Source organism: Halorubrum sp. SS7 (assembly GCF_005435055.1).
Classification (GTDB): domain Archaea; phylum Halobacteriota; class Halobacteria; order Halobacteriales; family Haloferacaceae; genus Halorubrum; species Halorubrum salinarum.
This window is the reverse complement of record NZ_SGXV01000016.1, coordinates 23,718-38,160: the sequence shown is the minus strand read 5'-3', so window position 1 is coordinate 38,160 and position 14,443 is coordinate 23,718. Positions and strand designations below refer to the sequence as shown.

General features: G+C 68.2%; 12 protein-coding genes. 4 read left to right on the top strand and 8 right to left on the bottom strand.

Translation table 11 applies throughout. The features are described 5' to 3' along the window. The 3 genes from sufB to EXE44_RS13400 form a co-directional block, all read right to left on the bottom strand. The gene (gene sufB / locus EXE44_RS13410) at positions 1–1,431 is read right to left on the bottom strand and encodes a Fe-S cluster assembly protein SufB (RefSeq protein WP_121595284.1); all 1,431 of its coding nucleotides are present in this window, start codon (positions 1,429–1,431) and stop codon (positions 1–3) included. A 52-nt stretch (positions 1,432–1,483) separates the two neighbouring features. Continuing rightward, a complete protein-coding gene (locus tag EXE44_RS13405) occupies positions 1,484–2,404 on the bottom strand; it encodes an ABC transporter ATP-binding protein (protein WP_137717571.1) in 921 nt (306 codons plus the stop codon). A 145-nt stretch (positions 2,405–2,549) separates the two neighbouring features. After that, positions 2,550–6,692, bottom strand: a complete 4,143-nt coding sequence (locus EXE44_RS13400; protein WP_137717570.1) for a DNA polymerase domain-containing protein — start codon at positions 6,690–6,692, stop codon at positions 2,550–2,552. Between the two features lie 102 nt (positions 6,693–6,794). Here EXE44_RS13400 and EXE44_RS20805 point away from each other — a divergent pair, with 102 nt between their 5' ends. The 3 genes from EXE44_RS20805 to EXE44_RS13390 all read left to right on the top strand — a co-directional run bounded on the left by EXE44_RS20805 (position 6,795) and on the right by EXE44_RS13390 (position 7,963). Next, positions 6,795–6,968: a hypothetical protein gene (locus EXE44_RS20805; protein ID WP_199240815.1), complete on the top strand. Its 174-nt coding sequence runs from the start codon at positions 6,795–6,797 to the stop codon at positions 6,966–6,968. 102 nt (positions 6,969–7,070) lie between these two features. Then, on the top strand, positions 7,071–7,496 hold the full coding sequence (locus EXE44_RS13395; RefSeq protein ID WP_137717569.1) for a hypothetical protein: 426 nt from the start codon (positions 7,071–7,073) through the stop codon (positions 7,494–7,496). A 26-nt stretch (positions 7,497–7,522) separates the two neighbouring features. Next, positions 7,523–7,963 (top strand): hypothetical protein, encoded by a 441-nt coding sequence (locus EXE44_RS13390; protein ID WP_137717568.1) that lies wholly within the window; start codon positions 7,523–7,525, stop codon positions 7,961–7,963. A gap of 36 nt (positions 7,964–7,999) precedes the next feature. On the opposite strand, the gene rad50 is transcribed toward EXE44_RS13390, so the two are convergent. The 4 genes from rad50 to EXE44_RS13370 form a co-directional block, all read right to left on the bottom strand. Further along, positions 8,000–10,693 carry a DNA double-strand break repair ATPase Rad50 gene (gene rad50 / locus EXE44_RS13385; protein ID WP_137717567.1) on the bottom strand — a complete coding sequence of 898 codons (2,694 nt, stop codon included), beginning with the start codon at positions 10,691–10,693 and terminating at the stop codon, positions 8,000–8,002. After that, entirely contained in the window at positions 10,690–12,087 is a 1,398-nt protein-coding gene (gene mre11, locus EXE44_RS13380; RefSeq protein WP_137717566.1) for a DNA double-strand break repair protein Mre11, read from the bottom strand. The genes rad50 and mre11 overlap by 4 nt, the downstream gene beginning before the upstream one ends. Next, positions 12,084–12,461 (bottom strand): hypothetical protein, encoded by a 378-nt coding sequence (locus EXE44_RS13375; protein ID WP_137717565.1) that lies wholly within the window; start codon positions 12,459–12,461, stop codon positions 12,084–12,086. Before EXE44_RS13375 ends, mre11 begins: the two co-directional genes overlap by 4 nt. Before the next feature lie 83 nt (positions 12,462–12,544). Next, positions 12,545–12,808: a helix-turn-helix domain-containing protein gene (locus EXE44_RS13370; RefSeq protein ID WP_053772407.1), complete on the bottom strand. Its 264-nt coding sequence runs from the start codon at positions 12,806–12,808 to the stop codon at positions 12,545–12,547. A gap of 193 nt (positions 12,809–13,001) precedes the next feature. Between EXE44_RS13370 and EXE44_RS13365 the strand changes: the two genes are divergently transcribed. After that, on the top strand, positions 13,002–14,219 hold the full coding sequence (locus EXE44_RS13365; protein WP_137717564.1) for a proteasome-activating nucleotidase: 1,218 nt from the start codon (positions 13,002–13,004) through the stop codon (positions 14,217–14,219). Positions 14,220–14,274: 55 nt separating this feature from the next. Here the strand turns inward: EXE44_RS13365 and EXE44_RS21920 are convergent, their stop codons facing one another. Next, positions 14,275–14,406, bottom strand: coding sequence for a hypothetical protein (locus EXE44_RS21920; RefSeq protein WP_255409713.1), 132 nt, complete (start codon positions 14,404–14,406; stop codon positions 14,275–14,277). Positions 14,407–14,443: the final 37 nt, after the last annotated feature.

The following is a 14,443-nucleotide window of genomic DNA, read 5'->3' as shown; positions in this document are numbered from 1 at the left end:
TTATCCGAGCGAACCCTCCATCTCCAGCTCGACGAGCCGGTTCAGCTCGACGGCGTACTCGATCGGCAGCTCCTCCGTGATCGGCTCGATGAAGCCCGAGACGATCATCTGCTTGGCGTCGTCGTCATCGAGACCGCGCGACTGGAGGTAGAAGATGTCCTCGTCGCCGATCTTGCCGACGGTCGCCTCGTGGGCGACGTCGACCTTCGACTCGTTGATCTCCATGTACGGCATCGTGTCGGAGGTCGACTCGTTGTCGAACATCAGCGCGTCGCACTCCACGGCCGTCGAGGAGTTCTCCGCGCCGTCCGCGATGTGGACGAGGCCGCGGTAGTTGGTGCGGCCGCCGTCCTTCGCGATCGACTTGGACTCGACGGTGGACTTCGTGTTCGGCGCGTTGTGGTACACCTTCGCGCCGGTGTCGATGTCCTGCCCCTCGCCCGCGAAGGCGATGGTGATGTGGTTGTCGGAGGCGCCGCGGCCCTTCAGGATCGTCGACGGGTACAGCATCGTCGCCTTCGACCCCATCGAGCCGGAGATCCACTCCATGCGCCCGCCCTTCTCGGCGATGGCGCGCTTCGTGTTCAGGTTGTACGTGTTCTTCGACCAGTTCTGGACGGTCGAGTACTGGACGTGGGCGTCCTCGCCGACGAACACTTCCACGCCGCCCGAGTGGAGGTTGAACGCCGAGTACTTCGGGGCGGAACAGCCCTCGATGTAGTGGACCTCGGAGCCCTCCTCCGCGATGATGAGCGTGTGCTCGAACTGGCCCATCCCCTCGGAGTTCATCCGGAAGTACGCCTGGACCGGCATCTCCACGGTGGTGTTCTCCGGGACGTAGACGAACGAGCCGCCGGACCAGATGGCGCCGTGAAGCGCGGCGAACTTGTTGTCGCTCGGGGGGACGCACTTCGTCATGAAGTGCTCGCGGACGATCTCCTCGTGCTCCTGGACGGCCTTGTCCATGTCACAGAAGATGACGCCCTTCTCCTCCCACCGCTCCTGCATGTTCTGGTAGACGATCTCGGACTCGTACTGCGCGCCGACGCCCGAGAGCGCGTTCTTCTCGGCCTCCGGGATGCCCAGCTTGTCGAAGGTGTCCTGGATCTCCTCGGGGAGGTCCTCCCAGCTGTCCGCGCCGCCGCGCTTGTCGATGTCCGGGCGGATGTACGGCACGATCTCCTCGACGTCGACCTCAGAGAGATCGGGCTGGCCGGGCCAGTCGGTCGGCATCGGCATCTCCTGGAACTGCTCGAGCGCGCGCAGGCGGCGCTCCAACATCCACTCCGGTTCGTCCTTGTCCTCCGAGATGACGCGGACCGTCTCCTCGGTGAGGCCCTTCTCGCTTTTGAAGGCGGACTTCTCCTCCTTCTTGAACTCGAAGCGGGCCTCGGTGTCTGTCTCCTTGAGGTCGTCCTGTTGTGAACTCATAGTGTATTGTTACGGATTCCCGTGTTTACGTGTGTCGCGTGCCCGCATTCGGTTACGCCGCCTCGAAGGCGTCCTCGCGGACCCAGTCGTACCCCTCGTCCTCCAGCTTCTCGGCGAGCTCCGCGCCGCCGCTCTTGACGACTTCGCCGTCGAGCATGACGTGGACGTGGTCGGGCTCGACGTAGTCGAGGATGCGCTGGTAGTGGGTGATCTGGAGGATGCCCGTGCCCTGCTCGTCGCGGAGCGCGTTGATCCCCTTCGAGACGTCCTTCAGGCGGTCGATGTCGAGCCCGGAGTCGATCTCGTCGAGCACGGCGACGCTCGGCTCCAGCATCGCGGCCTGGAGGACTTCGTTCTGCTTCTTCTCGCCGCCGGAGAAGCCGGCGTTGAGGTACCGCTGCATGAACTTCTCGTCCATGTCGAGCAGCTCCATCTTCTCGGAGAGGATCTCCTGGAACTCGGCGACGCCGATCTCGCCGTCGTCCGCGGGCCCCTCCATCGGGGAGGTCTCGTACCCCTCGTCGTCGTCCTCGTCGGCCTCGGCCGACTCCTCCTCGTCCTCGAACAGCTCCTCGCGCTCGTCGGCCTTCGCGTTGAGGGCCTGGCGGAGGAAGTTCGTCATGGTGACGCCCTCGATCTCAGCGGGGTACTGGAAGCCGAGGAAGATACCGAGCGCGGCGCGCTCGTTCGGCTCCAGCTCCAGGAGCTCCCAGTGGTAATCCTCGTCGTCGAGGTCGGCGTCGACGTCGGCGACGTCGTCCTCGTCGAGGTGGAGGGAGATCGACCCGTCGGTCACCTCGTAGGCCGGGTGGCCGGCGATCACCTTCGCCAGCGTCGACTTGCCCGAGCCGTTGGGACCCATCAGCGCGTGGATGTCCCCGGACTCGACGGTCAGGTCGACGCCGCGAAGGATCCGTTCACCGCCCTCTTCGGCCACTCGTGCCCGAAGGTCGTTGATTTCGAGAGTTGCCATTGTGTTCTCGTGCCTCGTGTGCGAACAGTGGGTGTTGCGGGGGTTAACGGTTACGCATCTCCGCCTCAAAAATCGCAGATCCACCAAGAAATTTTCTTCCGATCGAAAAGTGCTTTCGACGACCGGCGTTTCGCCTCGCCGTCGGTCACATGAACGAGCCGAGCCCCGTCTGCTCTTGGCCCGTCTTGACCTCCTCCCACGACATGCCGAGCGCCTCTATCACGCGCTCTATCGGTCCCTTGAGGGTCTTGTCGAGCATCTTCTCCCAGTCGACCTCGAACTCGTCGGGGACCTGGTCGGCGTACTCGAAGCAGATCACGTCCGGGTCGCGCTTGAACTCCCCGTAGAGGTGGTCCCGCTGGGGGTCGAGCCCCTCCTCGTCTTCCATCCGCGCCCAGAAGTCCGGGTGGACCTTCTCGATGTAGAGCCGCTTCGGCTTCGACCCGCTGCCGAAGTTCGTCCCGAGCATGAGGTTGGCGTACTTCGCGCCGCGGACCTGCGCGGTCGGCGTGTCGTAGGCGTCGAGCTTCTTGCCGATGCCGCCGGGGATCCCGACCTCGTCGAGGTCCACGTCGCCGTCGAGCACCCGCGCGATGACATCGACGAGGTACTCCTTGACCTCCTCCATGTCGTCGTCGATGTCGTCGCCCGTGACGATGGTCTCGATGACGTTCTGCTGGACCTCCTTCGTGATCCCGGCGATGTCCGAGCGCTTGTACTCGAAGCCGGTGATGTCGATGTCGTCGACGTCTTTCCCCTCCTTCCAGACGATGTGGCCCGCGTACCGCTTCTTCTTGCCCGCCTGGAAGAAGCGCCGGTAGAGCTTCTCGAACTCGATCTGGAAGCGGTGCTCGTCGGCGTTGAGCTCCTCGCGCGCGAAGTCGTCGTAGCGCTCGTTGATGTGGTCCTCTATCTCGAAGGAGGTCTCTATCGCCTCCTCTTTGTCCACCTCGTGGCCGAGGGACAACATAACCGAATCAGTGTTATGGAGGACGACACCGCCGACGCCGTCGACGAAGTTCTCGTTCTCGGCGACGCTGAGATCGTACACGTACCCGTCGTGATCCACTTCCTCAACGACCGGGTCTTGTCCGCTGCGGTAGTAATCACACGTTCGAATCGTGTAGCTCCCCTTACTCTCCCTGTACTTCAGCGAGTGCTTCTCCCCGCGTTGCGTGAGAAGCGTAGAGAGCCCCGCCGCGAGTTCTCGGCTCGTCGTCTCGAAGTCGAAGTTTCGCTCGCAGTACTCGGGCGAGTATCGTGGGAATTCGCGTGAGCCGTCGCCCTCTACGAGTACGTCGACGAAGAGCTGTTGGAGATCCTCGGGGAGACTGAACACGAACCCAGGAACACGCTTCCCGCGTGACGTTTGCCCGGCGAACTCACGGAAGAACACCGCCGAGAGTTCGTTCATCATCTGGAGCTTGTGGGTACCGTCGTCGTACGTTACCGACTGATCCCCGCTGTCGGTTCCGTACTTGACGGTCCGTTCGCCGGACGTGTCTGACGCAATGACACTAGCTGTCGCCCCGTCGAACAGACGCTGGTAATCCTCTTGAAGCCCTTCGAGCCAACCTGTTCTGGATTCAGCGATGCTCGCGCCGAACCTGGTGTCGGTCGTTTCGATCGTCGAGGAGCTCCCTTCGGTGACGTACGCGGCGAGCAACCGCACGAGCGCCCGTCCGTCTTCGGAATCTAAGTCGATGTGCCGCTGTACCTTGATGCTCCGCTCTATCGAGTCGTGGTGTTCGTGACCGAACCAGACCCAGTCGTCGTTCGCGTGGACTCGTTTGACCTTCGTCTCCGCGTTCTCGCTGCCGACGCTTCGACCGTCCCCGTACTCGCGCGTGTACCCCTCTAACACGTCGTAAACATCGATCTTCTCAACTGTTTCGACCTCAGGAAGACCGGGAACCCGAAGCGGTTCTTCGACGTCTTCTGGCTTCGTTTCGACGAGGTCGCCGTCCTCTTCGACGACGTACGAATGATCTCTGGTCGTCGTGGACTCACCGAACTTATGCTGGAGGTTGACGACCGGTTTGTCGGTCTCGTGTCGGATCACCTGCTCGATCGGCTGCCACTCTGGGTCCCTGTCTCCGGTCACCGAAAGCGCCTCCCACCCGTTCACGCGACCCCGTTCCTTCTCGACCGACACCGAAGCGACAGGCCCTCCGTCGGCGGCAATAATCAGATCCTCGCTCGCAGTCGCATCCGAGCGCTCGAAGAGATCAGCGATCGGCAGGATTCGGACAATCCCCTCGGGATCGCGCACGACTACGGGTCTGTCGCCCGTGACACTGTCCCCGTACGCCACATCGTGACCGAGCTCCTCCGCCGCCTCCTCCGTGAAGTCGATGACCTCGCGGCCGGTCGCCGTGACCGCCGCCGCGCCCTCCTTGTCGTAGAGGCGGAACCGGTCCCAGCCCGTCACGCCGTAGAGTGAGTTCATGATGACCTTGACGGCGCCCTGCTGCCGGTCGTACTGCTCGTACGGCTCGGTGCCGGGGTCGTGGTCGTTCCGGAGCGCCTTCTTCTCCTCGCGCTCGGAGAGCAGCTCGTCGACCATCTCGCGCATGATGCCGTCCGGCTCCTTCCGGAAGTGGGTCCCGTTGGGCGCGACGTACGTCTCGCCGTCGTACTCGTCGGGGTCCACCTTCGTCTCCGGGCCGGCGTTGATCGTCACCATGCACATCGGGTAGAGGCTCTTCAGGTCCTGGACCGTCACCATCTCCTTGACGCCGGTGATCGGATCGAAGACGGCGCCGCCCTCGAACTCCTCCGACTCCTGTTGGCCCTTCGTCGGGAGCGCGAACTTCCCGAACGCCTTGTGGAGGACGTACATGTCGACGGTGTCGCCGGGCGTCGGCGCGTCCTCGATCTTACAGCCGACGAAGGTCCGCACCTCGTCCCAGAAGGCGATCACGTCCTGCTTCCGGTCGATCTCGACGCACAGCTCCACGTCGCGGATGCTGTACTCCAGTAAGCGCTCCGGGTCCTGCTCCCAGAGGTCGCCGATGTCGCCCGTGTAGCGCTCCTTCCCGACGCCGAGCTCGCGCTCGCCGACCGCGTCGAGCCGGTACGACTCCAGCTCGGTGAACATCGTGCGCTTGTAGGCGTACAGCAGGTCGAAGACGACCCGCCCCTTCACGTCCGGACCGCCCCACCCGGAGCGCCACACCTCGCCGATCCGGGAGAGCCGGTCGACGTCGAGGTCGTACTGGCTCCCCTCGTCGAGCACCTCCAGCCGGTCGAGGACGTACGGCGCGTCGAAGTCCTCGAAGTTCCAGCCGGTCAGGAGGTCCGGGTCCGTCTCGTCGATGTACTCGACGAACGCGTCGAGCATCGCGGCCTCCTCCTCGAAGGTGCGGACCCGGAAGTCGAGCTCCCCGTCGCCGCCGACGATCCCCTCGTAGTCGGGGAGGTCCTCTGGCGGCGGGATGTCGGCCTCGGGCGCGTCGTACAGCCAGACGACGTACTCGTCGTCGTAGGAGTCGTGGCTGGTGAGACAGATGATCGGCTCCTCGCCGTCCTCGGGGAAGCCGCGCCGGTCGTCGACTTCGATGTCGAAGGTGTTCACGCGGAGGTCGGCGTCGACCTCGGCGGGTTCGAGGTGGCCCTCGTGGACCTGTATCGTCCCCTCCCCGTCGTCGAGGCGCCGCTCCTCGACGCGGATCCCGCCGTTGATCCCGTTGTCGATCAGGAAGCGGTTCGGGAACAGGATGTCGGCCTCGAAGCTCGTCTCGAAGTCGTCCCGGATGTTCCCCACGTCGCGGGGCGTCCGGGTGACGATCCGGGTGAGCGGCTCGCCGCGGATGCTCTCGAAGGGCTCGCCGTCCGGGCTCTCCTCGCGGGTCCCGATCACCACGTCGTACTCCTCGACGGGGTCGCGGTCGAGGTCGGCGGTGGGCACGTAGAAGTACGGCTCGACGCCCAGCACGCGGAGGTGTTCGACGACGTCGTGGTCCGGGTCGCCGTCGACGCCTTCGGCCTCCCCGTCGACGTTCTCGGCCGGCCGCCGACCGAACACGTGGACGACCGGGTACTCGTCGCTCCCGTACCCCTCGACGGCGTAGTCGATCTGGGTGATCATCAGCTCGACGGTCCCGGTCGACTCCGGGAACTTCGCCTCGTCGACGTCGACCACGTCGCTGACGTGCCCGCGGCCGCCGCCGGCGACGACGGCCGCCTCCTGGGCGGCCAGCTCCTCCCGTTCCGTGTCCGTGTCGCCGTCGGTCCCGTCGCCCGCGTCCCCGGTCGACGAGAAGTCCGACAGCCCCGACTGAGTCATATCCGCCCTTCGGCGGCACCCGGCTAAAAAACTCGGCTTTCGGGTGCGGCGAGCTATCCCGCCACGGAAAGGCATATAATGTGTGATGACTTACCACGGTCCATGTCTTCGGACCCACGCTCCGAATCCGAGGTGGCTCGCCCGGACGACTCCGACGCGGTCGACGCCGAGGTGGAGGCGTACGAAGACGACGGGAACGTGGTGCTTTTCGACGCCACGAACCCCCTCGCGTGGGTCGAAGCGAGCCGAACGGTTCGGCTCGCCGACGCGGTCTGAGAGGGTTCGGCCCTCGGTGCCGCCGGGCTGATCTCGTCCCCCGTAGCCGCGGCGCCGCGTCCGGACGGAACCCCTTTGCCCCGGCGCGGCGTACGGCCGGGCGTGTTCAGCCTCGACGAGGACGACGAGGGCGAGATCTCCGTCGGCGAGAGCTCCGACGCCGAACGGGAGATGACGCCCGACATCCCCCAGGCGCCCTCGGTGAAGTCGTTCGACGACGGCGGCGACTTCGAGGGCGCGAGCGACGTGGACCAGGGCACCCTCCGCGCGTTCGTCGTCGCCGTCATCTACGCCAACGCCGCCGTCCTCCTCGTCGCGCTCGGCCCGATGGTGTGGTTCTTCGAGGGGTGGTCGCGGGTCGGTCCGGCCCTGTTCGTCGCCGGGCTCCTGGCCGGCGTCCGCACCTATCAGACGTACCGGTCGTGGAAGCGGTCGCGGGACGAGGCCGACGGGGAGGGCGACGGCGATCCGGAGTCCGGGGCGGACGGCCGTGACCCCGACCCCGACGCGGCGCCCCCGGAAGCGTAATACCCGGCGAGCGCCCTCCTTCGACCATGCAGACGGTCCGCGACGGCGACGGCGAGACGTACCTCCTCGTGAAGCGCTCCGCCGAGTCGAGCCGCGTGCGGGACCCGGCGACCGGCGCGGAGCGGTACGTCGACAACGAGGAACTCAGCGTCGTCGACGGCGAGTCGCCGCTCGCGACCGCCGCCTCCGGCGTGCCCGAACCGGTCCGTCGGACGCTCGGCGCGGTCCGCGACGACCGGTCGCTCGGCCTGCTCGCGGTGGTCGTCGACGAGGGGCCGATCGCCGCCATCGACCTCCTCGACGCGGCCGACATGTGCGAGTCCGACCTCCACGGCGCGCTCTCCGAGTTCCGCGCGGCCGGCCTGGTCGACGAGGCCGAGGTCGCCGGCCGCCGCGGCTACGAGGCGACCTCGGTCGCGGTCGAGGCGCTGGCGCTGCTGCGCGGCGAGTCGGCGGACGACGAGTGACCCGCGCGCCGACCCGCCCGGACCGCGGGCCTCGGCTCAGTCGTCGGCGAGCGACGCCGCCTCGATGTCCGCCGCGTCCTCCCGCCGGACGGTCGAGCGGTTCGAGCGCGGGTCCTTCTCGACGGTGACCAGCTCGTCGGCCGCGCCCACCAGCTCGTCGTCGTGGCTCACGATGACGATCTGGCGCACGCCGAAGCCGCGCATCTCCTCGACGAGTCGGACGAGCCGGGAGACGTGGCCGGAGTCGAGGAAGACGGTCGGCTCGTCGAGGATGAGCGGCGGGGTCGGCGCCGCCCCCTCGATCCCCTCCGAGAGCAGCCGGTAGATGGCGCAGCGCAGCGAGAGGTTGAACAGGGCGCGCTCGCCGCCGGAGAGCTGCTCGGGGTCGAGCGGCTCGCCGTCCTTCTGGTAGACGGTGAGGACGTACTCGCCGTCGAGCTCGATGTGCGAGTAGGCGTCGTTGCCGTAGACGAGCTCGAACGTCTCGTTGAGGGTGCGCTCCAGCTCGGCCACGTTGCGCTGGCGGAGCTCCGCGCGCAGGTCGCCGTACATCGACTCCAGCTCGCTCGTCTCCTCGTGGAGACTCTCCAGCGCGGCCACCCGATCGCCAAGCGCCTCGCGCTCCTCACGGAGCTCCTCCAGCTCGCGGAGCTCGCCTTTCACCCCGCCGATCGCGTTCTGGAGCTCCTCGCGGCGCTCGCCGAGGCGGTCGAGCTCCTCGCCGACCCGTTCGAGGTACCGCTCGGCCTCCTGTTTCCGTTCCCTCGCCGTCTCGACCGCGGCCTCGTCGACGGCGTCCGCGAGCTCGTCGCGCCGCTCGCGCTTGTCGGCGAGCCGGTCGCGCCGCTCGTCGTTCACCTCTTCGAGGTTCTCCCGCTTCTCGCGGCGGCGCTCGATCTCGTCCTCCGCGTCCGCGACGGCGGACAGGCGCTCCTCGACCGCCGTCACCACCTCGCGGGCGTCGTCGATCTCCGCGAGCTCGGACTCGAGCTCCTCGACGCGCGCCGCGGCCGCCTCCGCCTCCTCGCGCTTCTGGGCCGCGACCTCGCGCGTCTCCTCGGCCGCGTCCCTGAGCTCGGCGGCGCGCTCGCGCTTCTCCTCGGCCGTCTCCCGCTTCCGGTCCGCCGCCTCGCGCTTCTCCTCGACGCGCCCTTCGAGCGTCTCGACCCGCTCGTCGATCTCGTCGAGCCGATCGGCCGCGCTCGCGAGCCCGTCGAGCTCCGCGATCCGGTCGTCGAGGTCGGCCTCGCGGTCGCGGGCGTCCGCGAGCTCGGTCTCCAGCTCCGCGACGCGCTCCCGGTCCTCGTCGATCCCGCTGGCGTGCGGCGAGTCCTCGACCGGCTGGCCGCACTCGGGGCACTTCCCGGCCGCGAGCAGCTCCTCGGCCTCCGCGACGCGCTCGCGGGCGTTCTTCAGCTCCGCCGACAGCTCGGCGATCCGCTCGCGGACCTCGCCGCGCTCGTCGCGCAGCGCGTCCCGCTCCTCGGCGACGCCGTCACGGTCGACGTCGGCGTCCGCGGCCGCGAACCGCTCGCGCAGCTCCTCGGCTTCCTCGCGGAGGTCCGCGGCCGACGACTCGGCCTCGTCGGCCTCCGCCGCCGTCGCCTCGGCCTCGTCGGCGAGGTCGTCGGCCTCGGCCTCGATCTCCGCGGCGCGCTCAGTTCGGTCGTCGGCCTTGCCGGCGAGGTTCGTCGCCTGATTGCGGAGCCCCTCGGCGTTCACCCGCTCGCCGTCGAGGTCCTCGCGGACCGTCGCCTCCCGCTCGTCGAGCGCCGCGCGGCGGTCGGCGATCGCCTCCTCGGTCGCCGCGTCGAGGCCGGCGTCGTCGAGCCGCCCGTCGATCTCCGACTCGATCTCGTCGATCCGCTCGCGCGTCTCGCGGATCGCGTCGCGGTGGTCGTCGCGCTCGCGCTCGGCCTCGCGGACCGCGGCCTCGATCTCGTCGATCTCCGACTCGAGCGCCTCCAGCTTCTCCCGCTTCTCCGCGTGCGTCGACAGCGTCTCGGCGGCCGCGTCGCGCGTCTCCTTCGCCTGCTCCCGCTGCGTCTCGTACCGGTTAATGTCGTCGGTGACCTCGCCCAGTTCGCCCTCCAGCTCGTTGAGCCGCGCGTGGAGGTCGCGGTCCTCCTTCGCGGCGATCTGCTCGTCGAGCTGGTCGAGCCGCCCGCGCCGGTTCTCCAGCACGTCCTCGACGCCGAGCCTGGCGTCGCCGGCGCGCTCGCGGTACTCCTCTAACTTCCCGAGCTGGAGCAGGTCGTCGATCGTGTCCTGCCGCTCCCGCGGGGTGGCGTTGATCAGCTTGTTCACCTCGCCCTGCCGGACGTACGCGCAGTTGACGAAGGCCTCGGCGTCCATCCGCAGCAGCTCCGTGACGAACTCGCGGACCGCGCGGGCGCCGTCGCGGGTCACGTCGCTCCCGTCGGTCGACTCGAGCGTACACTGGTGGTCGATCCGACCGTCGTAGGACTTGAGCCGCCGCTCGACCCGGTAGGAGACGCCGTCGTGGGTGAACCACAGCTCGATCTCCGTCTCCTCCTCGCCGTTCGTGATCACGTCGTCGAGGGTGCCGTCGAGCGCCTTGGAGCCGTACAGCGCGAAGAAGCAGGCCTCCAGGAGCGACGACTTCCCGCTGCCGTTGAGCCCGTGGATGACGGTGACCCCCTCGGTCAGCCGCAGGTCGGCGTCGCCGTAGGGCTTGAAGTTCGCGAGGCGGACGCGGTCGAACTTCACAGGTAGTCCTCCATGGAGACCTGGCCGTCGGGCGACGCCGCGTCGGCATCCGTCGCCTCGGCGGGGTCGGCGTCGGATTCGTCCGGCTCGGGTTCGTCGTCGTCCGGTTCCTCCCCGTTCGATTCGTCACCGTCCGGTGCGTCGCCGTCCGGTTCGTCACCGTCCGGTGCGTCGTCGTCCAATTCCTCGTCCCCGGCGTCGTCCGATTCGGTAGCCGATTCGCCGCCGTCGTCATCGCCGGTCTCGGCGTCGGGCTCTACGGCCTCGAACGCACCGAGGTCCTCGTCGCCGTCGAGCCGCTCCTCGACCCGCCGCTTCACCGTCTCGCGGACGTTCGCGTCCGGGACGGTGTCCTCGCGGACCGCGCTTTCCACGTCGCGCGCGGCGGTCGACAGCGACATCTCGTCGAGGCGGTCGCGGACGGCGTCCTCCGGGTCGGCGAAGCTCACGTCCACCTCGCCGTCGGCGTCGACCTCGCGGCGGTCCGTGACGCGGGCGATGAGCGCGCCCTCGTCGGTCGCGAACTCCTCGACGGCCGCGGGCGTCACCGGGTCGCCCTCCCCGGTGACCTCGACGTGGACGACCGCCTCGGCGAGGTCGTGCTCCCGCACGCGCTCGCGGACCCGCGACTCGCCCTCGCCCTCGCGCAGTTCGACGGAGACGAAGACGAACGGGCGGGTGTCGAGCGCGCGGCGCCGGATCTCGACCCGGTCGTCGCCGCCGGCCGCGTCGGCGTCGAAGACGACGACGTTGTAGCCGCGCCCCTCGCGCTCGCTGGCGCTCGCGCGCTCGGTCGAGCCCGGGTACGTCACCCACGTGTCGGCGACCCGCGCGGTGTCCGGGGTGTGGTTGTCGCCGAGGAGCATCGCGTCGAAGTCGACGTCGCTCTCGGTCAGCACGGTCTCCGTGTCCCAGTCGGCGTAGCCGAACGGCTCGAAGAGGCCGTGCGCGACCAGGGCGGCGTACTCGGCGTCGTGGCCGGCGAACGCGTAGTCGAGGTCGTCGCGCCGCGAGACGGGGACGTGGTCGAGGCCGTAGAAGGCGGTGTCGCCCACGACGACCGGCTCGTCGCCGAGCCGGGTCGCGAGGCCGAGGCGCTCGAAGAGGTCGAGCCACTGGCCGCCTCGCGTCGACTCGTGGTTGCCGACCACCGCGAGGAACGGGATCCCGGCGTCGTCGAGCCGGCGGAGGACGGAGATGGTCCCCATCAGGTCGCCGAGCTCGGGCCGGCGGTCGTGGAAGAGGTCGCCCGCGTGGACGACGGCGTCGACGCCGTCGTCGACCGCGTCGTCGACCACGGCCTCGAACGCGTCGAGGAAGTCCTGGCGTCGGACCGGCGAGTGGTACTGCGAGTACCCGACGTGGGTGTCGCCGGTGTGGATCACCCGTGTCATCTGTCCGCGTCTTGGCCGGTGTCCGGCTTAGGGATTCCGGGGCCGGAGCGGAAGTGGTCGCGCCCGTCGCCGCGCCGCTCGGGCCCCCCGTCGCCGTCCCCGCCGGAACCGTCCGCCGCGCGTCGGAACGCCCGGTACGCGGCTAGCGCCTCGCGCCCGCGCTCGGCGGCGGCCTCGTCGCCCCTGCGCTCCGCGGCGTCGACCGCCTCCGCCAGCCGGTCGAGGCCGACGGCGTCGACGAAGCCGGCCGCCCGCCGGAGGTCGGCGCGGGCGGCGTCCGCCTCGTCGATCACGGCGACGTACGGGCGCCTCGCGGTGTCGGTGCGCGTCGCGAGCGCGGCCAGGGCGCGCTTGACGGCGGTAGTCGAGACCACGGGCCGACTGGCGCGGCATCGGGGATAAACCGTCGCGGACGCCTCCTCGACCCTGCGGATCGCGGCGCGGTCCGAACCCCGCCTCAGATCCCCAGCGAGTACAGCCGCTTGCGCGCGTCGGTGAAGGAGAACCGGGAGTCGACGACGCCCTCCTCTTCGAGCCGCGACAGCGCGTAGCGGACGGTCCGGGGCGGAAGCAGCGTCTCCTCGGCCAGCTCGCTCTGGGTCAGCGTGTCGTTGTAGTCTAACACCTTCGCGACGAGCTTCGCGCTCGGCGGCAGGTCGCGTACGGCCGCCCAGCGGTCCGCGGTCCCGTCCTCGGCGGTGACGGCATCGGTCGTGCTCATGCGTACCTCGATCGATCGCATGCCGGATGATAATATTTTCTATCCTGTTTTATTACTACAGAGCATCTACTCGTCCCGGACCAATCAGTCGGGCCGGCCGAGCCTCGCCGCGCGCCGCCGTCTCGCCGACGATACTGGCGGCATCGTGCCCCCACCCGAAGCCTCTTATCCGCGAGACGCTTTAATAAACACAATGAGCGACACCGTCGACGACGTCGATATGCCCTACGACGAGGGAGCGGCGTCGAAACAGGAGAAGATCGACTCCTTACAGGAGCGGCTCGACGTCTTAGAGTCCCAGAACGAGGAGATGCGCGACAAGCTCCTCGACGCCAACGCGGAGAACAACAAGTACCAGCAGAAGCTCGAACGGCTCACCCACGAGAACAAGAAGCTGAAGCAGTCCCCGCTGTTCGTGGCGACGGTCCAGGAGATCACGCCCGACGGCGCCGTGATCAAACAGCACGGCAACAACCAGGAGGCGCTCACCGAGATCACCGACGAGATGCGCGAGAAGCTCGACCCCGACGACCGCGTCGCGGTCAACAACTCGCTGTCGGTGGTCAAGAAGCTGGAGAAGGAGACCGACGTCCGCGCCCGCGTCATGCAGGTCGAGCACTCGCCGGACGTCACCTACGCCGACATCGGCGGGCTCGAAGACCAGATGCAGGAGGTCCGCGAGACCGTCGAGATGCCGCTCGAACACCCCGACATGTTCGAGGACGTGGGCATCACGCCCCCGAGCGGCGTCCTGCTGTACGGGCCGCCCGGAACGGGCAAGACGATGCTCGCGAAGGCCGTCGCCAACGAGACGGACGCGACGTTCATCAAGATGGCCGGCTCCGAGCTGGTCCACAAGTTCATCGGCGAGGGCGCAAAGCTGGTCCGAGACCTGTTCGAGGTCGCCCGCGAGAACCAGCCCGCCGTCCTGTTCATCGACGAGATCGACGCCATCGCCTCGAAGCGGACGGACTCGAAGACCTCGGGCGACGCCGAGGTCCAGCGCACGATGATGCAGCTGCTCTCCGAGATGGACGGCTTCGACGAGCGCGGCGAGGTCCGGATCATCGCCGCGACCAACCGCTTCGACATGCTCGACCCCGCGATCCTCCGTCCCGGCCGCTTCGACCGCCTCATCGAGGTGCCCAAGCCGGAGACCGAGGGCCGCGAGATCATCTTCCAGATCCACACCCGCAACATGAACCTCGCCGACGGCGTCGACTTCGCCGAGCTCGCCGAGCTGACCCCCGACGCGTCCGGCGCCGACATCAAGGCGATCTGTACGGAGGCCGGGATGTTCGCCATCCGCGACGACCGCACGGAGGTCACACTCGACGACTTCCTCGAGGCCCACGAGAAGCTCCGTCAGGACGAGGAGACGAACGCCGACGACTCGCTGGCGTTCGCCTGATCGCGTCGCGGCCGCTCAGCCCTTTCTCGACCGTCCTCTCCCGTCGAAGCGCTCGTTACAGCGCCGCCACGACGAGGTACGGCGCGACGAAGACCAGCAGGAACACCAGTCCGACCGCGATCCCGTAGCCGGCGCCGACGCCGGCGAGCGCGAGCCAGCCGTCGTCGACCGACGCATCGATGTCCATGTCGGACGCACCGCGGCCCGAGACTTAAATCCGCGCG